This is a genomic window from Streptomyces sp. NPDC043908 (assembly GCF_056435525.1).
The window spans coordinates 889,517-912,984 of sequence record NZ_JBWKEI010000001.1 but is presented as its reverse complement, the minus strand read 5'-3'; the positions used below and the strand labels follow the sequence as shown (position 1 = coordinate 912,984).

The window sequence follows — 23,468 nt, the reverse complement described above, 5'->3', positions numbered from 1 at the left end:
TGGTCGCACACGTCGAAAACGCTTGAATTCGGCCATTCATTTTAAGCCGGGAAAGACGAACAGTCGACACGATGCGTCGCCGCCACCCGGCCGCACCTGCCCAAGGCCGTGCGACGCATCCCATCGGTCATGGATGCGGGACGGGCGGACGTACTTTTCGGCTGTCGCAACCTGCCAAAGTCTGCAGCTCAGCACCTGCACGCTCCCAGGAATTTCAGAGATGACTGATTCGCGTTGATGTTTGGTGGTCGAATCAGTGGATATTGGCTAAACCTATAATATCGAGGGAGTTTCCCTACTGCAGTTGATGTACTGCCCTGTCGGGCAAATATCGATGGGGATCGCACGTCTTATGCAGTTGTAAATATCTGCACATACGTATCGTATGGAAGCAGCGCGGAATTTCTCGGACCGCCTCCCCGCATGCGCGGAAATCCGTTCAAGGGAAATATTTACTTTCCTGGTGCCGCACCTGGCTCGATTTCGCGCTTCGGATCGGCCCTCGCTTCACCTGACAGAGGAACCCTGTGAACAGGAAACAGAACATCGCTCTCCTCGCCCTTCCCACCCTCTTTGCCGGGGTTGCACTTTCCCTCGGCGCTCCGGCCGGTGCCTCGGCCCTGGCCTGCACCGCGGGCACCGCGGGCGTCGCGGGTGCCAACGGCACCACAGCCCACCCCGCCGGCTTCCCCGGGACCGCCGGCGGCGCCGCGACCGGAACCGGGAACTGCGCCGGCGGTGCGGGTGGTCCCGGCGGTAACGGTGTGCTGGGCGGGGTCGGTGGGGCGGGCGGCAACGGCGGGCTCGGCCTGGGCGGCGGCTCCGGCGGTGCGGGTGCTGTCGGCGGTATCGGTGGCCCCAACGGAGCGGCGGGCGGTAACGGTGGCACCGGCGCCACCGGCGGGCTCAACGGTGCGGGCGGTGCGGGCGGGGCTGGCGGTGCGGGCACCCAGGTCGCTGCGGGCGGCATAGGTGGTGCCGGCGGTAATTCCGGTGCCAGCGCCGGAGCCGGCGGTATGGGCGGTCTCGGCGGTGTTGGTGGTTCCGCCGGTGGTGGGGGCGGCAACGCCGGCAAGGGCGGTATCGGGCACGGCGGCGGCACGGGCGGGAATGGCGGCGCCGGCGGCACCAATGCCTCCGGCAACGGTGGCAAGGGCGGTAACGCCGGAAGCGGCGGCAATGGCAGCGCGGGCGGTGCTTACCCGGGCGGTGCCGCAGGTATAGGCGGTGCCGGCGGTGTGAGCTTCGGAGGCATCGCCAACTCGGGCGGAAACGGTGGCATCGGCGGCAACGGCGGCGTCAAATCCGGTGCCAGCGCTGATGGCACCTGCGGTATCGGCGGTGCCGGCGGCAACGCCACCGGAGGCGTGCTCTTCCACGGCGGGACCGGCGGCGTCGGCGGAACCTTCGGGGCAGGCAGCCCCTGCGCGAGCGGAGCCAACGGAACACCGTGACCCCCCACTCCAGGTGCTCCATGTCATCACACCGCAAGGCCACCTGGTGACCATCCCGGATGGAAGAAGCCGAACATCAACCGATCTTGGCTTGTGCGGGTCGAACGGGGGCCCTGATTCGCTGGCCTTCCGGCTGCGCACGCATGAAGGCAGGGCCTCTTGGTAGCTCGGGGGGGCAAACCCATCCGAGCACGACCAGGAGGCCCTGTCGTCGTTGTTGTACGCTCTTGCGCCCGCCGAGTTCAACCCGGCAGCCCGGTCGTGGGATTGCCTCGCGCAGGTGCACGGGAACGCGGCCAATCACCGAGAACGGGGACGCCGGTATCCGTCGGACATGACGGACGCGAAACGGGCGGCCGTACGCCGGCTGTTGCCGGAACCGGGCTGGCCCGAAGACAGGACCGGGCAGCCCGAGGGATACTCCCCCGGCAGAGGCTGGACGCGGTCCGGTTACCTGGTCGCGGACGGGATCTCCTGGCGGGCGATGCCCGCGGACTCCCCTGCCTGGAGCCGGGTCCACGCCCTTTCCGCCGCTGGCGCGCGCCCGGGCAGTGCGCCTGGTGTTCCACGACAGACCGCACGGAGTCGTCGAACGATCATGCCCAGTGCGTTTTCATGCGTCCGGAGAGGTGGAGCAGCAGGTAACTGCACCACTGCCTTCACGCGCGCAGTCTGTTCGCCGGAGCGAGCGCCTTCCCATCAGACCCCGGGGCGGGCAGGGTTTCGCCATCGTTAGCCGGGCAACAGTGGAGCATCAGCCCGCCAAGGGCCCACTGGACTGCCCACCGCTTTGGTAGCGGGGGGATCCTTTGGCCCCTAGGGTGCTTTGGGTGATGTGCAGGTCGATGCCGAGTGGGGCAGCTGAGGAGACCGAACAGCTCGGCGATGCTTCGATCGCATCCAAAGCGCTCTGACTCTGGTGCCTCCGCCCAGGCCTGCTCACTGACGCGACCTACGCCGTACCGTAGGCCGCCCACCGCCCGAGGGTGAACCCACCTGCCCCTTGCCGGACTTCCACGGCACCCGCTCCGCCGAAGTGTGCAGGGACCACCAGTTCCCTCTCAGCGGCGGCTCGTTGGAGGATCCGACGGCGGCTAGCCACTGCTTGTTCCGCATCCAGACAGAAGCAACTGTTGCAGGAGGGTGTGAGGATCTGCACCGGGCTGTGCAGAAGATCGCCGACGAAGACTGCCCGGTCGCTCCCGGATGCGAGCCGCAGTACGGATGAGCCGGGCGTGTGGCCTGGCGCGGACTCCAGGGTGAGGTGTTCATCGATGCGGTGGGTGCCGTCCCACAGGACGGTCTGCCCGGCCCGGTGGACGGGCGCGATGCTGTCCTCGTAGATCAGCCGGTCATCCTCCCGGTAGCCGTTCCCGTACGCGTTGTCGGGTCCGAAGTGGAAGTCGTCCGCGGCCGGGATGAGGTACTGGGCCTTGGGGAATGTGGGCGTCCACCCTCCGTCTACACCGATGGTGTTCCAACCGACGTGATCACCGTGAACGTGGGTGTTGACGACGACGTCGACGTCCTCCGGCTGAACTCCGGCCCGCGCCAGGCCACCCAGGAAATCGCCCTGCCAGTGGTGGAACTGCGCCGAGCCGGGCCGCTCGCGCCCGTTCCCTACCCCGGTATCGACCAGGACGGTCCGCCCGCAGCTGCGCAGTACCCAGGTCTGGAGCGCCACCACCGCCCTGTCGCTGTCCGGTTCCCAGTGGTCCGGCGCCAGCCAGCCCTCGTTGCCCTTCCACACCTCGGCGCCGGACTCCGGCACCAGGCCGCGTGCGGGCGCGAACGCCCCTTGCCACTCGACGACTCGGATGACCTCGACATCGCCGAACACGATGCTCTCCATGCTTTCGCTCTTCATGCCATCGACTCTAGGAAGGACAGGTGAGCCTCTCAATGCGTGTCTGGCTCATACAGATACGTATCCGTCTCACCACTGACGCTCTTGGTATCATCAGCCGATGGATGTGGTGAGCGACGCAGTCTCGGCAGTACGCATCGGGCGTCCTTCCTCAAACCGAGTGCGGGTAAGTGGGAACTGGTGCACGCGGCTCGCCCCGTACGACGGTGCGGGCTTCCACGTGGTGCTGGAGGGCAGCTGCTGGCTGCTGCCCGACAACGCCTCCCCAGTCTCCCTGAGCACGGGTGACGTGGTGCTGCTGCCGCACGGCACGGGACACGTGATCGCCGACGCCCCCGTCGATGCGACGACCGTAAAACAGGCGGTGCCGTTCGAGCGATGGCTCGACGAGAGGGGGGCGCGCCGGCCCCGAGCCGCCTCCGGGGAGGTGCAGATGCTGTGCGGCAAGTACCGGCTCGACCGCAGTCGCATGCACCCGCTCATGGCGGAACTGCCGAAGGTCGTCCACCTGCCGAACCGAGTGGGCACCCATCCCGAACTGCGCGCCGCCGTCGACCTGCTGGGCCACGAGCTGGGCGCACAAGGACCCGGCGCCTGCATCGCGGTGCCCAGCCTGCTCGACCTCCTCCTTGTCTACATGATCCGCTCCTGGGCAGCCCAGGGCACGAGCGGCACCTGGCCGACCGTACTGGGCGACCCAGTAGCGGCCGCCGCCCTCCGGGCACTGCACTCGGACCCGGCCGCCCCGTGGACCAACGATCGCTTGGCCGCCGAGGCAAACGTGTCCCGCGCCACCCTGGCTCGCCGCTTCACCGCGCTGGTCGGCCGCCCGCCGATGGCGTACCTCACCTGGTGGCGCCTGACCTTCGCCGCCACCCTGCTCCGCGACACCCCGGACCCTCTGGCCACCATCGCTCGCCGCGTCGGCTACGGCACCCCGTACGCCCTCTCACATGCCTTCAGCCGGGAATTCGGTACTACCCCGGGGCAGTACCGGGCAGAGACAGCGGGTCGATCGGCCTCCACGTGAGAGCCCTTGGTGGACCGCCCTCATCGCGCAGACCCGCCAAGAGACGCAGAGCACGGACACTGAAGCCCAACCAACGGGTTCCACAGTCCACTTGCGGACTGACGCCGCCCCGCACCCTGGGGAGCCACCAGGTCAGCGGTTTGCACGGCGTACAGCCGGTCGCCGTCGCGGTTGTCCAGCGCCTCACCCAGTGTCTGCCACTCATGGCGCCCGAGCCGTCGCCACATTCGCTGCCCATACCATCCGCCCACACGCTGCCCACCGCCTTATTCACCCCCTTCGCGTTCGCGGCAAGGGCCGCAAGGGCTGGTTGCCCGCCTTCCGGGGGGGCCACCTCGTTTAAGATCGCGTACGCCTACGGCCTGCGCCGCAACGAATAGCTCCGAAGCCAGCAGGCAGGCGGTGTCGACAAGGTCCTCGCACTCCCACTCCCGGAGAGTCCTGTAGAGGAAACGGCGCCCCTCCCCCACACTTACCGGCTGTGCCGGTAACAGCGCGGAGACAGCGGTCAGGGGAGCGGGAGGAACCCGGGCCAGGAGCCGCGTTACGTCGTCGGCGTAGTCCAAAGGGTCGGGTAGCAGGGCGGCGAGAATGGAATCGGCAGCCTCTTCGAGGCACGGCGTGTCGACGATGGCTTTTCCCAGGGCCATCGCAAGGGCATCGATCTGCTCTTCGATGTCGCTGGTCGGGAGGTCCTCGTCCCGCTCGTCCCGCTCTTCCCCCTCTCCTACCGGGCCATTCGCGTCCGCGTATCCGATGGCGTCGTGACGTTCGGAGCCGGCCCGCGCGACGGCGACCTCATCCCTGTCACGGCCCGTCTCGCTCGGGCGGTGGAAGGTGTGGTGGGGGTCAGGCAGGAGCCGCCGACCGTAGACGACGATCGCTGAGCGGGCAGCTCCCTGACCAGGCCGCACGAGTACCCAACGATGAACCACGACCGCGCCGGGAGTACGAGCGTGATCAGGGCCCGGTCCGGGATGTCCCCGGCCATCGGCCGAGCCGGTGGTGGTGGACGCGTTACCCGCGCTTGTCGCAGCGTGTTGCGTCGGCTCTCTGATCCAGGACCGTCGGACCGAACCAGCCTTGACCTCAACCGTACTTGATGTCCTAACTTCGTGATCATGACGAACGTGAGCACCCTTCGTAATGTCACCGCAGATACTCGGCAGAACGGCACCACAACGCCCGCCCAACGGCCCGTCGCCCTCGTCGCCTGGCACGCTGTGGAAGCGATCCTCCGGCACTCCCAGACCGCTCTGGCGCACATCGACCTCACCCAGCCGCAATGGTGGGCACTCAACAACGTCGTCCGGGCCGAGCACGGCCTGACCAGGGAAGAAATCCGTGCTCTGGACGTGCCCTACGGTATGGGTTCCGAGGTGATCGCCCAAGCCTCCGACGCACTCATGCACCGGGGCTGGCTCGTCGCCGGCACGGACGGCCGACTCACTCTCACGGACCAGGGCCGCGCAGGCTTCGCAAGAGCGCAGGGGCACATGGCCCAGGTGCGCGCGGACCTCGTCGGTGACATCACGGACGAGGAGTATGCGGTGGCGGTCTCCGTGCTCCAGCGGGTCACCGACAACCTCGCCTGAGCCGTTTGCCTTGGATCAATCGACGGAGCTTTCCTCGCCCGCCGCCCAACGGGCGAGCGTGCCGGTGACAGCGCGCAGCGCCCGCCCTCCCGGACGGGCGCTGCACCGGCTGTGGAGGCGGAGGCCGGGGGGAAATGCATCGCCACCGGCACGGCTGCACGCACAGGCCGCCAGGGCTCCAAATGCCTCCCTGCTGCTCGGTGAAGAGCGCCGTCGCCATCGCGCGGGTGCCTGACTCCTATGCCGACCTGTCGCGCTTCTACGACCTTGTCATGACCTCAGAGCTACTACGGCTACGACGTCGTCGCCCGCACCCTTCCGTCCTGCATCGGTACGCGCAAGGACGCATTGGAGCGGGGGGTGGGCAGCGGGCTGGCCGTTGAACGGCCCCTGGCCCTGGGTTCCGAGAACCTGCGACGCACCGCCATCGACCACACCGACAGCATGCCGGCTCAAGTCCGCGACAGGCTGGGCGACCGGGTACGGCTGCGGCCGTCAGTGCCTCGCGCGCGGTGGCGAGGATCTCCTCGGAGAGCGGCGAGCCCTTGGTGGCCCGGGACAGGACGAGCGCGCCGAGCATGGTGCACAGCCGGATGAGGCCGTCCTGGTTGTTCGTGTCGAGCCAGTCGGCGAAGTCGCCCACGCCCCGGGTGTAGACGCGGCGGGCCTCGCTCTCTCCGCCCTCGCGGGCCATATCGGTGGCGAGTGCCGCGACGGGACACCCCTCGGCCGCACTGTCGCGGTACTCGGCGGAGAGGTAGGTGTCGATCAGCGCCCGCTGGGCGGCGTCGCGCTGCCCGGCGTACTGATCGAGCCCGTCCTGGTGGTGCTGGGCCAGTTCGCCGCACGCGCGGGCGGTGGCTTCGTCGATGAGTGCTTCCCTGGAGGCGAACTGCTTGTGGAAGCCGCCGTGGGTCATACCGGCCGCCTTCATGATGTCGGCGACGCTGACGTGGGTCCCCTGCTCCCGGAACAGCCGGGAGGCGGTTTCCACGACGCGCCGGCGGTTCTCCTCCGCTACGGTGACCAGTCCGCGGTGCGCGCCGCCGAGATGCCCGATCCGGAGCCGGGCGCCGACGACGTGCTGGTCCAGATCCATGCGGCGAGCGTCAACCCGCTGGACTTCAAGATCCGAGACCGCGACTTCAAGCTGATCCTGCCGTACCGTTTTCCGCTCGCGCTGGGCAACGACCTCGCCGGAGTGGTGGTCCGGGTCGGCTCGGCCGTCACCCGGTCCGCGGTGGGCGACGAGGTCTACGCCCGGCCCGACAAGGACCGCATCGGCACCTTCGCCGACCTCATCGTCGTCCACCAGAACGACCTGGCTCACAAGCCGGCCACGCTCACCATGGCGGAGGCCGCCTCCCTTCCCCTGGTGGCCCTCACCTCATGGCAGGCGCTGGTCGAGAGGGCACAGGTCCAGCCGGGCCAGAAGGTGCTGATCCACGCGGGCTCCGGCGGTGTGGGCACCGTCGCCTTCCAACTTGCCCGGCACCTGGGCGCACATGTGGCGACCACCCGAGCGCGGCCAACGCCGACCTCGTCAAGGAACTGGGCGCAGACGTCGTCATCGACTACCGCGCCCAGGACTTCGAGGAGCTTCTGGACGGCTACGACGTCGTCCTGGACACCCTCGGCGGCAAGACCCTGGAGAAGTCGCTTCGGGTCCTCAAGCCAGGCGGAAAGGTCATGAGCATCGCCGGGCCGCCTGATGCGGACTTCGCCCGCGAGCTCGGTGCGAACACGGTCCTGCGGCAGGTGATGAACGCGCTGAGCATCAAGATCCGACGCCACGCCAAGCGCCGTCGCGTGACCTACTCCTTCTTGTTCATGAAGGCCGGCGGCGACCAACTGCACGAACTCACCCGGCTCGTCGACGCCGGAGCAATCCGCCCCGTCGTCGACCGTGTCTTCCCCTTCACGCAGACGCGCGAAGCCATGGAGTATGCCGAGAAGGGCCGCGCCAAGGCCGGCAAGGTCGTCATTTGCGACGGCCTGAGGGCCGGCACGGTCCACACCGCCGAAAAGCCCTACCGCGCGCGGTCGAAGAGGGCCCATCGGCGGTTGCCGGGATCGTCGCGCTCCGTCGTCATCGAGGTCACCGTCACCGACCCGTCCGAGTTCGAGGCCGGGCTGACAGTCCAAGGGGGAAGTCCTGCACGATCGCTATCGGATTCTGACCGTGGAGTCCTCCTCCGTCCCCAACGCGCTGGCCGCCCTGCTCCTCCACGCCCGTGACCTCACCGGCGTCCGCCCGCACGTCTACGTCAAGTGGGCCGAGGGCAACCCCTTCGCCAACTTCCTCCGCTTCTTCCTCCTCGGCCAGGGCGAGGTCGCGCCCGTCACCCGTGAGGTCCTGCGGGAGGCGGAGCCGGACCGCGACCGCCGCCCCCGCGTCCAGGTGGGCTACACCGGAGCCGGCCCGAGCGGGCCCCGGCAGAACGGGGGGTCGTGCGGTCGCCCCGCTCGCGCCACGACCGCGTCCCTCCGATTCCGGTGGCGGCGCACCACGGAACGAGACACAGAACCCGAGCGATGACCGCACCTGGCGTGCGACGTGTATGACGACCCTGGCCGCGTGCCCGATGCGCGGCAGCCCGCCCCTTCACGCACCACCCAAGCGGTGATCGAAGGACTGGCGACCGCAAAACGTAACTCTTCAGGTGACGGTCAGGAAGCCGACCCTCAAGCTCTCACCGCTGGGCGCGGCCAGGTGTTGCCGTCGCAGCCGGAAGGCTGAAGCCGCTGAAGAGGTCGTCCAGGGCCCGTTGTGTGACGCGGGCCGGAGTGGCGCGGACGGCGAGGTCGCGTGCGGCGACCGCGAGGGGGTGGGTGAGGGCGGCGATACGGCCGGCGCGGCGGGCGCGGATGCGGATGGCGTCGGTACGCGCGTGGCGCGCTTGGCTGTAGGCGGCCAGGGCAGCCGGTATGTCGTCGCCGTCCAGCAGGTGCGCGAGCACGACGGCGTCCTCGATGGCCTGGCAGCCTCCCTGGCCGAGGTTGGGGGTCATGGCGTGGGCTGCGTCGCCGAGCCAGACGAGTCGGCCCTGGTGGTAGCAGGGAAGCGGGACGGCCAGGTCGTACAGGTCGTGTTGGAGCACGGCCGACGGGACGATCCGCTCCAGCAGCGCCGGGATCGGGGCATGCCAGGTGCCGTAGCGGTGCAGGAGTTCGGCGCGCAGGTCGGGCGGCTTGTACCCCTCCGGTACGACAGCGGTGGCGTAGACGTAGATCCGGCCGTCCGCAAGCGGGACCACGCCGAAACGCTCGCCGCGGCCCCAGGTCTCGGCGGCGACCAGATCCGGCAGGGCGTCGGCGGGCAGTACGGTGCGCCAGGCGGTCTCCCCGCTGTAGCGCAAGCCCGGGTGGTCGGGGAAGTGCTGGCGGCGGAGGACGCTGCGGATGCCGTCGGCGGCGATCACGACGTCGGCGGTGAGGTCTCCGGCCGGGGTGTGGAGGACCGGGCTGCCGTGGGCGTGGTCGACGGCGGTGACGGCGGTGCCGTACTGGATGGTGTCTTCGGGTAGCTCGGCGGTCAGACCGGCCGCGAGAGCCGGGCGGTACACGGCGAGCGGAGGCCGTCCGTACCGGAACTCCATCGCGGCCGTATCAGCGCGGTTCAGCCAGTCTCCGCCGGGGCGCCGCAGACCCATCGCGGCCGGAACAGCGTGGCCGGCGACGCCGGCGGCATCGAAGCCGACGGCGTCGAGGGCGCGCAGCGCGTTGGGGGCGAGGACGATGCCGGCACCGGCCGCAGACGGTCCGGGCGCCCGTTCGCACACAGTGACCCGCCAGCCGTGCCGGTGCAAGGCCATCGCCGCCGTCAGTCCGCCAATCCCCGCACCTACCACGACGGCATGACGCAGACGCAGAGCTTTCGACATGGCACATCCCTCCCCCTTCATGTTCTCTACATCTGTAGAGGCATTGCCCTTACTCTACAGCTGTAGAGTGAGGGCATGTCCACCCCTGCTCGCAGAACCTTGATCGCCGACACCGCGATTGCTCTCGTGGCTGCCGCGGGCCTGCGCGGGCTGACCCACCGGGCAGTCGACACCGCGGCGCAGCTGCCCCCGGGCAGCACCTCGTACTACTTCCGTACGAGGACGGCGCTGATCGGCGCCTGCTACCAGCGGCTCGCCGCACTGGACCTCGACGACTTCGACGGCAAAGGCCCCGCACCGCTGCCGGACCGGGATGCTGTGGCGGCAGCGCTCGCCGCGCTGCTGCACCGCTGGCTGACCACAGGGCGCGCCCGGCAACTGGCCCGCTTCGAGCTGAGCCTGGAGGCGGCCCGTCACCCTGAACTGGAGACTGAGTTCCACCAGGCGGGCCTTGGCGCACGGGCCCGGGTCGCCGCGATTCTCGGCGACCTGGGAGCGGATCGACCCGAGGAGTCCGCAGAGCTCCTGGTCGCCTGGACCGACGGCCTCCTCTACGACCGCCTCGTCGGCGCCCTCGCCCGGTCCCGGCCGACCCCGGACCTGGACGAGCTGACAGCCGCCACCCGCCGCATGGTGGACGCGGCCTTGGACTGAACGGTGCAGTGGGGCAGGTTCGCTCCTCGCGTGAGGGGAGAGTCCCTGGCCGCACGCCAACCGCACGCCTGATGGCGAGGAAGTGATCGCGGGCCGGTTCGGGGTGCCGCCGGCCACGGGCGAGGCGGCGGACCGCGATGGCGGTCATCGATCCGGCCTTCTTGCCTCAGACCCCCGGCCGGTTCATGTGCACCGCCGGCGTGCCGGGTCCACGCGTGTGGTCAGTCCGCCCTGGTCCATCAGTTCCACAAGCGGCACCGCCACGCGGGGGGGTCGATCTCCTCACTCACTCAGCCAGCCGTTGCCGGCTCACGGGCGGGGGCGGCGACTCCGGTCTCAGGTCCACAAGCCTGGATGATGTCCCCACGGTGCCGACACACCTCAAGTCGCCACCTGGAGCACTGCCTCCCTCACCGACATTTTGGGGCAGCCCGCCGACGACGGCCCGGCAGCGAGGTGTGGACAGACGCTGACGGGGTCGCGCGGCGCGTGCACGTCATCGGCGGCGAGCCGACGCGTTCCTCGTCGCTGCCCTCCAGAGCTGACGACCCACCCAAGGAGGGCGGGCCGTCAGCACGAACGCGCGACTGGGTCCTACGTAATGGGGCGGGTTCTCTTCGAGCACCAGTGCCGGTTCTCGCGGGTCGGCAAGGTCACCGATGGAGGCTCCCTGCCCAGTGCACGCCGTTCAGATCTTCCAGACCTGGTCGATGTACCGGGTGTCGCAGCCGACCTGGGCCAGGGGTGCGCCCACCCCCGGGGTGCGCCACGAGACGTACATGCACTTGTTGCTCAGTGAGTTGCGGATGGAGTAGCCACCGCCGGTGACCGCCTCCAGCTTCCAGACCTGGTCGGCGAACTCGGGGTGGCAGCCGTACTGCGTGACGGGCGCGCCGTCCTCGGGCGTGCGCCAGGAGACCACGAGGCAGCGGTTGTTGTAGTGGTTGCGGATCTGGTAGCCGCCCTGCACCGGCTCCAGTTTCCAGACCTGGTCGGCGTACCGCGGGTTGCAGTCGGCCTGCTGGGCCGGGGCGCCGTTGTCGGGGGTGCGCCAGCCTACGAACGCGCAGAGGTTGCTCAGGGTGTTCTGGAGGGACGCGGTGGTGAATCGGACCTCCTGCAACCAGGTGGCGAGGTCGTCGGTGCGAGCGGAGATCGCCCCCGTACGGGTCTCGGTTCCCGGGATTCCGAGGCAGCCGCCCTGCCAGGAGCGGGAGTTGACCGCGACGATCTGGCCGGACGCATTGAGGAGCGGGCCGCCGGTGTCGCCCTTGCAGATCGCGGCGGCGCCCTTGCCGGTGACGGCGAGGGTGGTGGAGGCGGCGGAGTCGAGGGTGAAGGCACCGGTGTGGAGCTTGTCCGGGACCCACTCGCTCCTCGTCCGCCCGAAGCCGAGCGCTTGCAGCTCGGCGCCGGCTGCCGGGGCCGCGCCGGCGAGGGGCGCGGGTGCGATCCCGGTGACCGGGCCGGCGAGGCGTAGCAGGGCGGCATCCCGGTCGGTGCGCGGCGCGACCTCGCTGACCTCGACCGTTGTGCCGTCGCTGAGCGTGGCTGTGGTCGCGAGGGCGGGCCTGCCGGCCGAGACCGAGCTTCCCTGGGTGGTGGCGAGGCAGCTCGCGGCGGTCAGGACCCAGAAGCGGTCGACCAGGGTGCCGGTGCAGGCACGAGAGGTGGCCTCGTTGCCGAAGTTGAGCCGGACGGTGTAGGGGTGTGCGCCGGGGGTCGGCTCGGGGCCGGAGACGGCGGCGGCGGGGTTGGCGGTGATCAGGGCCGTCGACAGTAGGGCCGAGGTGGCCAGCAGGCCGGAGATCCGCGCGGCGCGCGGACGCAGAGCAGGCATACGAGATCCTTCGAAGGCGGGCAGGAATACGCGGGCCTGGCCTCGCGTACTCCTGAGCGTGGGTCGGCCGCTGAAGCCGACGGGTTCCAGGGGAGTTCTTTGCCGGCGCGGCTGGGAGCGCGCCGGTCTTACTTGCTGGCTCTGATTTCCATGAGCGTGAAATCGCGTCCCTGCGGGTCGCCGCTCTCGCCGACCGGGGTCCAGGTGTTCTTGTTGACCGTGAAGGACTTTTCCTCGGTGCCGGTGGTCATGTCGACCTCCGTACTGTAGGTGTTGCCCTTGATGACGAAGACGGCGGGGATTTCCAGCGTGAGGTAGCCGTTGCTGCCGGTGATGCTGAAGCAGATTTTGCTGTTGATACGGGACCAGACTTCCAGCAGGTCGGTGCCGTTCGCGCAGTCGGCGAGCAGGATGTGGCCGTTGCCGTGCTTGAGGGTGATGTGCTGCTCGGCGAGGATCTTGTCAGCGTTGGGATAGCTGAAGTCCTCGACGGCATAGCCAGGGCCTTCGTCCGCGACGGCCGTCATGGCGGTGCCGTTGTGCGTGGTACCGCCGGTGATCGCCAGCGCGGCCAGGATGCCGGAACCCATGGTCGCAGCCAGCGTACGGATGATGGTTCGACGTGCGTTCATCACGGTCCTCGTCTGTGGTCGGGGAGAGTTGCCGTAGCCGATCCGCGAGAGGACTCGCGGAGGTCGCTGTGCGGTCTTCTGCGGAGCGCTTGCGTACGGTGGAGCAGCCGTTTCCCGATGCCGGGCAGGTCCGGGACGTCGGCCGCCGCGTCTTGCGGCGCAGTGGCTAGAAGCCCAGATGGTGCAGAAGTCCGGTGATCGGCGAGACGGCCTCGTGCAGGCCGCCCGTGACCGCCGTGAAGACCTTGCCCCCGCCCAGTTTCTTGATCAGTTGGACCTGCCCGAAGGTCACGACGTGCAGGGCGGCGCTGCCCAACGCATGCTGGAACTCGCTGCTCGTCCAGCCGTAACCGATGCCGGTGAGCAGCGCGTTGAGCACGGTGAAGTCCATGGCGGCGAGATTCGCCTCCATAGCCAGCCCCTCCAGGACGAGGCCCACGCCGCCCTCCGGGAGGGTCGCCGCACCGGCGATGGTCAAACCGCTGCCGGCGAGACCGGAGAAGATACTGAGCAACTCCGCGTCGTGCGCCAGGTCCCGTGCCGACTGCTGCCACCAGGGAACGCCGCCCTGGACGCTGTCATTGCCCGGCGTGTCAGCGGGGTTGCGGCCGGCGTCCCGGGCCGCCTTGGCTTCCTCGGCCGCCTTGAGCGCCGTGGCGAGGACTTCCTCTACCCGCTTCACCTTCGCGATCTTGTGAGCCTGACTCGCGGCCTCCGCCGCCTCCTTGGCGCTGTCACCGGCGTTCAGGGCAGTGCCGTAGGCGAAGGCGGCCGATGCCTGGGCACGGGTGGCGGACGTCAGGGCAGTGCGGGCCGACTCCACGGCGCGGTTGGCGCTGTGGTTCGCGGACCGCGCGGCGGCGCGGGCCGTGGCACCGGCCTGGCTCGCCTTGGCGGCCGATGCCTGGGCGTCTCTGGCGGACTTCTCGGCCGCGTCCGCGTACGAGTTCGCCTGCCGGGCGGAGGTCGCGGCCTGCGCGGCCCAGTTCTGCGCCCTGTTCGCCCATTCGACGGCCTCGGCGGCCGCCTCACGTGCGACAGCGGCGGCCTGCTGGGCACGGGCGGCGTCTTCCTGCGCCTTGTGCGCGATCTTCGCGGCCGCGAAGATCGCGCCCTGCATCGCGGCGATGTGACTGGCCGAGTCGAAGTCGAGCTGCGCCGCCGTGTGCTGGATCGTGGCGACGAAGTTGCGGCGCACCCACGCCGGTCCCTCCATCGCCGCCTGCGCAACGGCCTTGGTGTAGGGGCCCGCGGTGCTGAGGAGGGTGGCCGTGGCGACCGCGTCGTCTTCCTGCTGCGCCTTCTGGAACGACGTGCTGAAGAACCCGTACAGTGCCGCGGCGGTCCCGCTGTCCAGCGCTTCGTTCGCCGCCTTGGTCACGGCCCGTCCGGGTTCGGCGGCCAGGATGCGGGCGATGGTGACGCGGTAGTCCATCGCTGCCGCCGCGATGGCGCCCGCGGTCAGGAACTGCGTCGTGGCCTGCGGGTCGGTGCTCGTCAGCGCCGTGCAAGCGGCCGTCGCCACGTCCGCCGAACAGGTCCGCGCGAGGTGGAGGACGGTCTCCTGGTCGTCCTGGTGCTGGGCGAGTCGGCGATCGGTGTCGATCCAGATGTGGATGTCCTCGTCCGCCCCGGCCAGGGCGAACCGTGCCGCCTCGCGTGACCAGGTGCCGCGGGAGGTGTCCATGACGGCCATGGCCGCCTTGCGACCCGCGGTGGCGGCCAGCCGCGGGTCGCCGGTGCTCAGCGCCGACTCGGCCTGGGCGACGAGGTCTTTCGTCGCCTGTTCGGCCTGCTGGGCCTGCGTGCGCTTCTCGGCGTAGGCGGCCCGGTCGCGCTGCTCGACCTGCGCGAGCAGGCGCATCTCCTCCATTGCCTGCTTGGTGTCCTGGTCCAGGCGTTCCCACTCGGCCTCGCGCGCGGCCTGCTCCACGGCGACGGCCTGGGCCACAGCACTGGTGGCGGTGTCGGCGGCCTTGCTGGCCTCGTTGGCGAATTCGGTCGACTTGTTCGCGTAGTCGACCGCCTGGCCGGCGTACTGCACGGCCCAGTCGGCCGCGGCCGCCGCCTTCTCGGCATGGGCGGCCGCACCGTAGGCGGCGTCCCGGGCGGTACGCGCAGCCTGGGAGGAGGTGTTCGCGAGCCGCTGGGCGGTGTCGGCGGCGTTGGTGGCGATCTGGGCGTTGGTGCTCGCGATCCGCGCTTCGCGCTGGGCGAGCGCCGCTTCGGACTGGGCGGCGCCCGAGGCAGTGGCTGCGTCGGCGGCGGCCTGAGCGGCGGCGGACGCCTCGCGCCCCGCACCGGCTGCGGACGCGGCCGCGGTGGCGGACTGGGCTGCCGCCCTCGCGGCGTTGTCCGCGGCATCCCCGGCGGTGCGGGCCTGTGCTGCGGCGTTACGGGCGACCACAGCGGCATCCTTGGCCGCCTGGGCTTGGGAGGCGTCCTTGGCGGCCTTGGAGGCCGCGTTGTACGCCTGTGCGGCGGCGGCCCCCGCGTTGGCAGCCGCCTGGCCGGCCGCCGCGGCCGCGTACGAGGCACGGCGCGAGGCCTGCACGGCGGCCTGGGAGGCTCTGGTGGCCACCCGGGCCGAGTCCGCGGCGCCGGATGCGGCCGTGGCCGCGTTGCGTGCCGCCCGGCCGGCCTTGGCCACATCGTCCTGAGCCGCCCGGGCCTCGGCGGCGGCGTTCTGCGCCGCCTCCTTGGCCTGCGCCGCGGCTGTCACGGCACGGGCCGAGGCGTCCTCGGCCTGCTTCGTCATCGCGTCGGCCCGGCTGCCCTCGCGCTGGACGACCGCGACGAGCTCCTGGATCCGCATGGCCTCCTGGTCGCGGGCCCGCGCGATGTGCTGACCGGTCTCCAGGAACCACTCGACGTCGTCGCCGCTGCCGGACAGTGCCCGAGACGCGTACTTCTGCACCTCCGGGCCCGCCTGGACCAGCATTTTCGACACCTCGACCCTCATATCCTCCAGACGGGAGGTGAACTGGCCATCGAGGAGGAAGGACTCCAGCTCCGCCTGGGAGCCGTCATTGAGCGCGGCGTTCCCCCTTCGGTTGACCCCTCTTCCACCGCTGGCCATGGCAACGGCAGTGGCCACGCGCAGGTCCTCCATGAGCGCCGCCTTGAAACCGCCCCCGAGGAAAGCGGCGATGGCGGAGTCCCCGCCGTTGATCGCCGCAGTGGCCTCACGCCGGGTTCCCTTGCCGGCCGCGGTCAGGGAGTTGATCAGGGAGGCACGGTTGTCCGCGGCCGAGTCGGCGGGGTATCTGACGGCCAAAAAGTTCTGTATATCGGCGTCCGTGCCGGTGAGGGCCGTCGCGGCGGATGCGCGAACGGCTTTGCCGCCCAGCAGCCATGCCTTGACGACCTTGGCCCGCTCGGTGTCCGGAAGCTGGAGCGGGTCACCCTCGTCGCCCTCCGACGCGATGGCGGCTCGGGCGGAGGGGAGAGCGAAGAGGAGGTTGGAAGTCGCGGCGGCAGCCGTGGTGGCCGCGAGGGCCCCGAGCATGCGGCGCCGGCTCCAGTAGATGGTGTCCATAGCGGCCCTTCGAGATCAGTGCCCGCCGGGGCGCCTGCGTGTGACGGCGTATCAGCGGACGCAATGATGGTTTTGGTGGCCCCTGCGTGCGGTGCGACCCGGCGCTGCGGCTCCTCGGGCGTGCCGGCCCAGGCCGTCTGCCGTCGCCACCAGCGGTCACCGGCAGGGCCGAATGCCTGTTCCGTCGTACGAGCGCCGGGGTGGAGGGTGAGCAGTACGGGAGGGACGAAAGCCACTGATGGCCCGGCGGCAACTACCCTCACGAGAGCACACATTGTCCGCAACCCGTGTGCCGAAGGCGTGCAGGCCAAGTCCCGTAACACGACGGACAACAGTGGCGTTCCGCGGTCGCGGGCCTACGTCTCAGCAGCAACACCCACCTGGCGGCGCGGCTCCTGCCCATGGTCCCGAGCCGGCCCGTTCCCACGGGTCAGTGCCTCAGCTGTCCCTCCAAGTCAGCGGACAATTGCGCATTGTCCGCTCTCCCGCACCGCTGACCTGCTCAGATACCGAACGGCCTTGCGGCCAATTCACCCGACCCGCCACGGTGACGGCAGCGACACCAACGGGCTGAGCCTGACCCCCCCGACCGCCATCCGAAAGGAGTGAGATGTCCAGAAAGAGTTCATACTTCTCGTGGGCGACCGCGATGCTCGCCACTCTGGGTACCCTGGTCCTCACCTCCCCTCCCTCCTCCGCGCTCTCGGGCGGCGAGGTCTCCACCAGCACCTACGCCTTCACGGTGAAGCTCAACATGGGTGAGAAGTCGGCCTGTTCGGGTGTACTCGTCGACCCCGCAGTGGTTGCTGACCGCCGCCAGCTGCTTCACCGTGGACGGCAAGCCCGCCGCTGCAGGCAGGCCCGCGGTCAGAACCACCGCCACCGTCGGCCGAACCGACCTGACACAAACAGGCGGGGATGTGATCGAGGTCGCCAACCTCGTTCCCCACGCGGACCGTGACCTGATGATGGCGCAGCTCACCTGGCCGGCCACCGGCGTGGACCCGGTCAAACTCGCCACCAGCGCCCCCACGCCCGGTGAGCAGCTGACATCACTGGGGTTCGGGCGGACGAAGACGGACTGGGTACCCGGCAAGCTGCACTCCGGCGCGTTCGCGGTGGCCTCAGTCGACGCCGGCACTGTTCCCCTCAATTCCTCCGGCGGAGCGGTGATATGCCGCGGTGACGCAGGCGGGCCGGCGCTCCGGGTGAAGGACGGCCGGGTGGAGCTCGCGGCCATCAACTCGCTTTCCTGGCAGGGTGGCTGTCTCGGTACCAACCCGGCCGAGACGCGCACCAGCGCGGTCGACGTCCGCATCGACAACGCAGCCCCATGGATCAGCCACATACTCCTCCAGGCGGCCACCGAACACGTGGTGGACATCGAAACGGGTCACATCCCGGGCACCTACGACGGCACCACCGGATGCAGCCACACCTTCCCCGGCGCAGACACAGGCGTCTTCTTGTGCGGCTCGACCTACACCCACGCCGTCTGGAACGACGGACGCCATGAGTACACCGGCCTGGGAACCGACCACGCAGTCTGGACATCCTGGCAAGACCAACGAGACGGGACATTCGCCCCCTGGGGCAGCATGGGCGGTCACGACCTTCAGAACGGCGTGCGGTGGATCGACAAGACCCCCACGCTCCAGTCCCTGGGCGGAGACAACCGCTCATGGTGCCGCACCTACGGTGGTCAAGGATGGGGCGACTGGTACGACTGCACCACGTAACCGCCCACCACTAGCCAGGGAGACCACGCTCTACGGCTTCGACACCCCGCTTCGAGGACCCGCCCCTCTGGCCAGGTGCAAATGGCGAACCTTGCACTGGCGGCTCGCGAACCGACCGCCACGGGTCAGGACGGGGTCCGACGTCAACGGCATGGATCCGACGGTCGACCTGGTGCCGGCAGAGGTGATCGTTTCGGGTCGGTCAGCCGAGACCATGCGCGCGGCCCCCGGCATGGCCACCTGCTCGCAACCGCCGAGGAGAGGCAACTGTCCCTCCGCGTCACCGCGCCCTGTGTACCGCACAGCTCGGCCAGGGTGGCGTGGTCGTGCAGCGCCGCGACGGTGGATTCCGCTCGACCTGGCGCGAGGGCTGGGCGCCCCCGGCAGCGCCCCTCTTCGCAGTGGCCCCGCGGCGTGGGGTGGCGGAGCGGACCTTCGCCTGGCTGGGACGGCGCCGCCGCCTGTCGAAGGACTACCAGTATTTGCAACATCCGGTGTCTGTACGCCGCGGCCCACTGTGTGGCGCCTGACGGCGCGGATGAGCGCGCGTCGCGACCAGTACGTTGGTCGCGACGCGCTCGGCCATGCCCCCGTGCGTGCCCTACGGGAGGAAAGGCCGGGCTGTGCAGTGCCGGCCAGCTGTTGGCGCCGCCCTGGCCGGCGAGGGGTTTCAGGCGGTGGTGCGGTTGCTTTGGCGTGCGGCAAGCGCTGCGTCGGCGCTGGCAAAGGTGGGCAGGAAGGTGTCCATCCCGGTGACGCTGAGCAGGCGGCTCAGCCGGTCGGGGATGGCTGCCAGGGTCAGCGAGCCGTCGGCGTCCTTGGCACAGCGCCAGATGCCGACGAGGGCGCCCAGCCCCGAGGAGTCGCAGAAGGTGACGCCTGAGAGGTCAGTGACCAGGTCAGGGTGGCCGTTCGCGATGAGTTCCAGGGCGCGGGCCCGTACGGCGGGTGCGGCGGCGATGTCGAACTCGCCGGACAGGGCGATCACGGCCAGCGCGCCGTCGGTGTGCGGGACGTCGATGTGGAATGCGTCGGTCATGGGCGTGGGTTCTCCTGCCCGACGGAGACGTCGGCGGTCGGGGCTGCGGCGCTGTGGGCGGTGGTGGTGATACCGGCGGGAGCGGCATCGGTGGTGGGGACGGACAGAGCCAGCAGGGCCACGTCGTCGCGTTCGGTGTCGGGGAGGGTGTCCAGGAGCGCGACGGTGTCGTCGATCAGGGCGCCGGCACTGATCGGCGCCGCCCGCCGGGCCAGGAAGTCGGTCAGGCCCGTGTCGGCGAGCATGCGGCCATCGGCGGTGCGGGCCTCGGTCAGCCCGTCGGTGTACAGCATCAGCCCCTCGCCGGGTGCCAGGTGCAGGGTGCGTGAGGCGAAGGCGGCTTCAGCGAACGCGCCGACCAGCATGCCGCCCTGGGCGCGGACCGCCTCCACCCGTACACCGCCTTCCTCGACGGGGCTCAGGTGGTAGGCGGGCGGATGGCCGCCGGTGGCCAGCGTGACCGTGAAACCGCCGTCCCGGGCCGGGTCGAGCAGACCGAAGACGGCGGTGCAAAAGCGCGTCCCTACCGCCGCATCCAGCAGCAGCGCCGTGTTCAGGGCTTTGAGCGCAGCCGTGGGATCCGCGTCGACGAGAGCCGCGGCCCGCAGCGTGTAGCGGGTCAGTGAGGTGATCGAGGCGGCTTCGGCGCCCTTGCCGCACACATCACCCAGGAAGAACGCCCACTGGCCCCCGCCCACGGGGAAGACGTCGTAGAAGTCACCGCCCACTTCCTGCGGGGAGGCGGTCTTGTAATGGCAGGCCAGCTCCAGCCCGGGTATCGCGGGCAACGCGGGAGGCACCAGGGTGCGCTGCAGGGTGGAGGCGAACGCGGCGATGGCCGCCTTGTCCCGCTCCGCGCGCCGGCGGGCCTCTTCCTCCGCCAGGCGCTTCTCCTGCTCGACCTTGCGGCGCTCCTGCTCGGCGCGCACCACGTGCAACGCCGACAGCCGCAGCTCCAGCTGGTCACGTACGACCGCCGCCAGGTCCGCGAGCGTGGCCGAATCCGCCTCGCTGATCTCGCGGGGGCGGGTATCGAGGACGTTGACCGTGCCCAGCCGATACCCGTCGGCGGTGATGATCGGAGCGGCCGCGTAGAACCGCACCCCCATCGGGCCGGCGACCAGCGGGTTGGAACAGGCGACCGGGTCCAGCAGGGTGTCGGGGATGACAGTGGTGTCATCCGTCAGGACCGCCGAGGCGCACAGGCCCGGATCCCGGCCGATCTCGCTGACACCCTCCAGTCCGTGCGCGGCCTTGAACCAGATCCGGTCCTCGTCCACGATCGTCACCGTCGCCACCGGCACCTCGAACAACCGTGCCGCCAGCGCCGCGACTCTGTCGTAGGCACCGTCCGGCGGGGTATCGAGAATGTCGTAGCGGCGCACCGCCGCCAACCGTGCCGCCTCGGCCGACGCGGCCACAAGCCCACGCGGTGCTATCACAGGCGGACTCGCTTGCTCCGGCATAACCCTCGTCTCGCTCATCCCCCCCAGGAAGGCACCGACCAGACAGTCAGCACCCCAGCACTGTACCGAAGTACCTCAGCGCACCCGACCCGGCAACGAGCTTCGCGAAGCAGCCACAATTCGGCGCAGTGATCACGGGAAGACGGAGCGTGACGGCCTTCGTGGTCCGGCGTTCGTCGACCGCAGCCCGCTGGCGGCCCGAGCGCGGACCCGGCCGCCGACGCTGCACCCCCGGCCAGGGCGACCAGGTCTGCCGGCGCGAGGACCTGGCAGACCTGGTCGCCGCCGACACCCCGCTCGGACCCGAGCAGGCCGCCGCCCGCTCCGGGTGCGACGTGCCGACTTCGACCACATGGTGCGGCTCGGGTGGGTCCGCTCCCCGCCCGCAGTCGATCCAGGTCCGCTGCGGCTCCAGCCGGGCCGGAGCCGTCGGCATCGCGCTCTCCATCACGGCGTCCGTCGACGCGGTGCCCGCCGAACACCTCGAGGCCGACTGGGAGCAGCTGCCCACGGTGGAGAAGGGCCGACGCTCGCCGCTCGCCGCCCTGCGCCCGGATCCGGCGCCCGTACCGGCGTAAGCATCTAGCCGAACTTCACGAACAAACGCCCCTCACCGCATGGTCCGCGCTCGGGTCGAGCGTGCCTTCGCCCGGATGAAGACCTGGAAGATCCTGCGCGACTGCCGCCTCAAAAACGATGGCGTGCACCACGCGATGCTCAGCATCGCCCATCTGCACAACGTCGGGCGCCACGACTGACTCCCTGGCGAAGCACTGTCCGTTCAGGATTCGGCGGGCAGGAGCTGGACCAGGCCGACCCAGTTCCCCCCGTTCACCTTGGTCTGCGTGGCGCGGACCCTCCAGCGGCCAGCGGGCAGTGGAACCGACGCCTCAGCGGGCATCCCCCCATCGGGGTACTCGACGCCCAGGTCGGAACCCGCTTCGGCGGAGTCCATGAGCACCGCCGGACCGTCCGAGACCCAGGTGCCGCACTCCTCCCATACCGTGGCCGGGTCTGCAAGGACAGTGTCCGCCGCGGCTCTCAGTCCAGCCTCGGAGTCAGCGGCGCGCCACCGCAGGAACGCCCGGTACTGGGGCAGATAGCAGCTGGTCGCCGGCTCGTCCGCCAGCACCAGCGCCTGCGCACACTCGTCGATGGGGATCACACCGGCCAGATCGTCCACCGCGCAGGCCCGGTCGTAGTCGTCTGGAGCGGTGGCGTTTCCTGCCATAAGCCCACTCTCCGTACACCCGCCCCAGGAAGCCAGGGCGGAGACGGGGACGACGATCAGAGGGCCGCCCATCGATTCAACCCAGGCAAGGGAGAGGTCGCAGGCATCGTCTGCGGTGGATGAAGAGGTGATCATGCACGTCAGTGTGCCCTCGCCCACTGACAACGCTCCCGCGCTCTTCGGAATTCAGTACAGGGAAAGGCGCAGCGCCTCTGGCAAGCAGCAGTTACGGGACGTTCGGTTGCGCGATTACCCCCGTCAGCCACCAAGCGACGATAAGACCGCCCGGCAGGACGAGCAGCGCTGTGGTGAACATCCACGTGACCGCCGCAGTGGCGCGGGCGGCCAGCTTGCGGCAGAGGGACAGCGCCAGCACGAAATAGAGGGCGAGGGGAACAAGGAGCAGCCCAAGACCGGCACCCACGGCGCCACGTCCCTTCCATGACGCAGGAGTTGAGGCCGGACCGGGCACTTCGATACGCCGTGGCTTCCCTGATGTCGTGCCCTGACACAACCTACCCCTGTTTTGAACGCGTTCAGTTCAGGAGTGGATCATAGCTCTGGGCTTGCAAGGCGAGGAACGTGTAGCCGCCGGAGCTATCGGCATCCCCTGCCGCTGCACCCCGCGCGGGAGATCGGGACACGGACGCGAGACTGCGCAACCCGGCGAGCAGTGCGCCAAAGCAAGCTCGACGGGCCCGGCCTCATCGCCAGCTACGCCCGGCATGGGATGCAGATTCGCGCGCAACGCACCAGAGAAACCGTGGCATCTTGAGTATGAGGACCGGCCGACCCTGAGTATGCCCGCGCAGGCAGTCCGGCACAGAAGCCGATTAGCTGTACGCATGCCCGAGACAACCCCCGCCCGCAGGACCGACAGCGCCACCGAGACCCCTGCCGTCGAGAAGGCGTTGACGTGGGCCACGACCTTGGCGGTGGCCCTCATCCCCATGGCTCTCCTCTTCGGGGGTCTGGCCCAGATGGCAGCGGAGGCACACCCTCGGACCGTGGCGCTCGTCACCGCCTGCTGGTGGGCGTCTTGGACTGCCACTCCCCTGCTCATGGTGGCCTTCCGGCTGTCCCTGCGACACCCTGCCCTGACCAGACCAGGCGCTGGGCAGGATGGGCCGCACTGGTCCCACCGACAGCCACGATCCTGCTGACCCTGGGCCTGTAGACAGCGGCCGTGCAGCGGGCGCACACCGCCGCCGCCGGTCCACCAGCAGCTCGGCGGCCCCATGGTGCTGGTCTGTTTGGGACAACTGCACCCATCATGTCGGCGTCGTGATGCGCGAGCTCATCGCCGCCCGCAACTGGCTGACCGTGTTCCGCTTCCCCTCCTACACACCCGACCTCAACCCGGCCGAGGGGTTGTGGGCGCATCTGAAGAACAGCCTGGCCAATCTGGCCCCGTGCGGCATCGACGAGCTCGCCGCGCTGTCGCGCACCCGCCCGAACGGTCCTCCTGTCTCCGTCTCCGCCTTCAGGCGCTCCGCCTC

At 69.8% G+C, this 23,468-nt stretch carries 16 protein-coding genes and 6 pseudogenes; 11 read left to right on the top strand and 11 right to left on the bottom strand.

All coding sequences use genetic code 11. The features are described from left to right. Positions 1 to 527: 527 nt before the first annotated feature. Positions 528 to 1,454, top strand: coding sequence for a hypothetical protein (locus AC069K_RS04295; RefSeq protein ID WP_478611969.1), 927 nt, complete (start codon positions 528 to 530; stop codon positions 1,452 to 1,454). Between the two features lie 952 nt (positions 1,455 to 2,406). Here the strand turns inward: AC069K_RS04295 and AC069K_RS04290 are convergent. Then, the gene (locus AC069K_RS04290) at positions 2,407 to 3,321 is read right to left on the bottom strand and encodes an MBL fold metallo-hydrolase (RefSeq protein WP_478611967.1); all 915 of its coding nucleotides are present in this window, start codon (positions 3,319 to 3,321) and stop codon (positions 2,407 to 2,409) included. 100 nt (positions 3,322 to 3,421) lie between these two features. On the opposite strand from AC069K_RS04290, the gene AC069K_RS04285 reads away from it, so the two are divergent. Next, positions 3,422 to 4,351 (top strand): AraC family transcriptional regulator, encoded by a 930-nt coding sequence (locus tag AC069K_RS04285; protein ID WP_478611965.1) that lies wholly within the window; start codon positions 3,422 to 3,424, stop codon positions 4,349 to 4,351. A 266-nt stretch (positions 4,352 to 4,617) separates the two neighbouring features. On the opposite strand, the gene AC069K_RS04280 is transcribed toward AC069K_RS04285, so the two are convergent. Beyond that, positions 4,618 to 5,265, bottom strand: a complete 648-nt coding sequence (locus tag AC069K_RS04280) for a hypothetical protein (protein WP_478611963.1) — start codon at positions 5,263 to 5,265, stop codon at positions 4,618 to 4,620. A 207-nt stretch (positions 5,266 to 5,472) separates the two neighbouring features. Between AC069K_RS04280 and AC069K_RS04275 the strand changes: the two genes are divergently transcribed. Beyond that, entirely contained in the window at positions 5,473 to 5,946 is a 474-nt protein-coding gene (locus AC069K_RS04275; RefSeq protein WP_478611961.1) for a MarR family winged helix-turn-helix transcriptional regulator, read from the top strand. A gap of 487 nt (positions 5,947 to 6,433) precedes the next feature. On the opposite strand, the pseudogene AC069K_RS04270 reads toward AC069K_RS04275, so the two are convergent. Then, positions 6,434 to 6,976, bottom strand: a pseudogene (locus AC069K_RS04270) (TetR/AcrR family transcriptional regulator); the annotation flags it as partial. A gap of 21 nt (positions 6,977 to 6,997) precedes the next feature. On the opposite strand from AC069K_RS04270, the pseudogene AC069K_RS04265 reads away from it, so the two are divergent. Both AC069K_RS04265 and AC069K_RS04260 read left to right on the top strand, forming a co-directional pair. Next, positions 6,998 to 7,932: pseudogene (locus AC069K_RS04265) on the top strand (NADP-dependent oxidoreductase); the annotation flags it as partial. 99 nt (positions 7,933 to 8,031) lie between these two features. After that, a pseudogene (locus AC069K_RS04260) lies at positions 8,032 to 8,353 on the top strand (amino acid transporter); the annotation flags it as partial. Positions 8,354 to 8,639: 286 nt separating this feature from the next. On the opposite strand, the gene AC069K_RS04255 reads toward AC069K_RS04260, so the two are convergent. After that, a complete protein-coding gene (locus tag AC069K_RS04255) occupies positions 8,640 to 9,830 on the bottom strand; it encodes an FAD-dependent oxidoreductase (RefSeq protein ID WP_478611959.1) in 1,191 nt (396 codons plus the stop codon). 75 nt (positions 9,831 to 9,905) lie between these two features. Here AC069K_RS04255 and AC069K_RS04250 point away from each other — a divergent pair, with 75 nt between their 5' ends. Further along, positions 9,906 to 10,484: a TetR/AcrR family transcriptional regulator gene (locus AC069K_RS04250; RefSeq protein ID WP_478611957.1), complete on the top strand. Its 579-nt coding sequence runs from the start codon at positions 9,906 to 9,908 to the stop codon at positions 10,482 to 10,484. A 688-nt stretch (positions 10,485 to 11,172) separates the two neighbouring features. On the opposite strand, the gene AC069K_RS04245 is transcribed toward AC069K_RS04250, so the two are convergent. The 3 genes from AC069K_RS04245 to AC069K_RS04235 form a co-directional block, all read right to left on the bottom strand. Beyond that, positions 11,173 to 12,324, bottom strand: coding sequence for a trypsin-like serine protease (locus tag AC069K_RS04245; protein WP_478611955.1), 1,152 nt, complete (start codon positions 12,322 to 12,324; stop codon positions 11,173 to 11,175). 128 nt (positions 12,325 to 12,452) lie between these two features. Next, complete coding sequence (locus AC069K_RS04240; protein ID WP_365104866.1) at positions 12,453 to 12,956, bottom strand: hypothetical protein; 504 nt, start codon at positions 12,954 to 12,956, stop codon at positions 12,453 to 12,455. 166 nt (positions 12,957 to 13,122) lie between these two features. Then, entirely contained in the window at positions 13,123 to 16,494 is a 3,372-nt protein-coding gene (locus tag AC069K_RS04235) for an ALF repeat-containing protein (protein WP_478611953.1), read from the bottom strand. A gap of 758 nt (positions 16,495 to 17,252) precedes the next feature. Between AC069K_RS04235 and AC069K_RS04230 the strand changes: the two genes are divergently transcribed. Then, positions 17,253 to 18,233: a trypsin-like serine protease gene (locus tag AC069K_RS04230; RefSeq protein WP_478611951.1), complete on the top strand. Its 981-nt coding sequence runs from the start codon at positions 17,253 to 17,255 to the stop codon at positions 18,231 to 18,233. 395 nt (positions 18,234 to 18,628) lie between these two features. Further along, positions 18,629 to 18,712, top strand: a pseudogene (locus AC069K_RS04225) (IS5/IS1182 family transposase); the annotation flags it as partial. A gap of 191 nt (positions 18,713 to 18,903) precedes the next feature. Here the strand turns inward: AC069K_RS04225 and AC069K_RS04220 are convergent. Next, positions 18,904 to 19,272: an STAS domain-containing protein gene (locus AC069K_RS04220; RefSeq protein ID WP_365104874.1), complete on the bottom strand. Its 369-nt coding sequence runs from the start codon at positions 19,270 to 19,272 to the stop codon at positions 18,904 to 18,906. Further along, positions 19,269 to 20,714 (bottom strand): PP2C family protein-serine/threonine phosphatase, encoded by a 1,446-nt coding sequence (locus tag AC069K_RS04215; protein ID WP_478611948.1) that lies wholly within the window; start codon positions 20,712 to 20,714, stop codon positions 19,269 to 19,271. Before AC069K_RS04215 ends, AC069K_RS04220 begins: the two co-directional genes overlap by 4 nt. A 173-nt stretch (positions 20,715 to 20,887) precedes the next feature. Between AC069K_RS04215 and AC069K_RS04210 the strand changes: the two genes are divergently transcribed. Both AC069K_RS04210 and AC069K_RS04205 read left to right on the top strand, forming a co-directional pair. Continuing rightward, a complete protein-coding gene (locus AC069K_RS04210) occupies positions 20,888 to 21,316 on the top strand; it encodes a hypothetical protein (protein WP_478611946.1) in 429 nt (142 codons plus the stop codon). Between the two features lie 24 nt (positions 21,317 to 21,340). After that, positions 21,341 to 21,496, top strand: a pseudogene (locus AC069K_RS04205) (transposase); the annotation flags it as partial. Positions 21,497 to 21,519: 23 nt separating this feature from the next. Here AC069K_RS04205 and AC069K_RS04200 read toward each other — a convergent pair. Next, positions 21,520 to 22,041 (bottom strand): Imm21 family immunity protein, encoded by a 522-nt coding sequence (locus AC069K_RS04200; protein WP_478612027.1) that lies wholly within the window; start codon positions 22,039 to 22,041, stop codon positions 21,520 to 21,522. A gap of 154 nt (positions 22,042 to 22,195) precedes the next feature. Continuing rightward, positions 22,196 to 22,393 carry a hypothetical protein gene (locus AC069K_RS04195; RefSeq protein WP_478611944.1) on the bottom strand — a complete coding sequence of 66 codons (198 nt, stop codon included), beginning with the start codon at positions 22,391 to 22,393 and terminating at the stop codon, positions 22,196 to 22,198. A 793-nt stretch (positions 22,394 to 23,186) separates the two neighbouring features. On the opposite strand from AC069K_RS04195, the pseudogene AC069K_RS04190 reads away from it, so the two are divergent. Beyond that, positions 23,187 to 23,421: pseudogene (locus AC069K_RS04190) on the top strand (transposase); the annotation flags it as partial. Between the last annotated feature and the right edge of the window lie 47 nt (positions 23,422 to 23,468).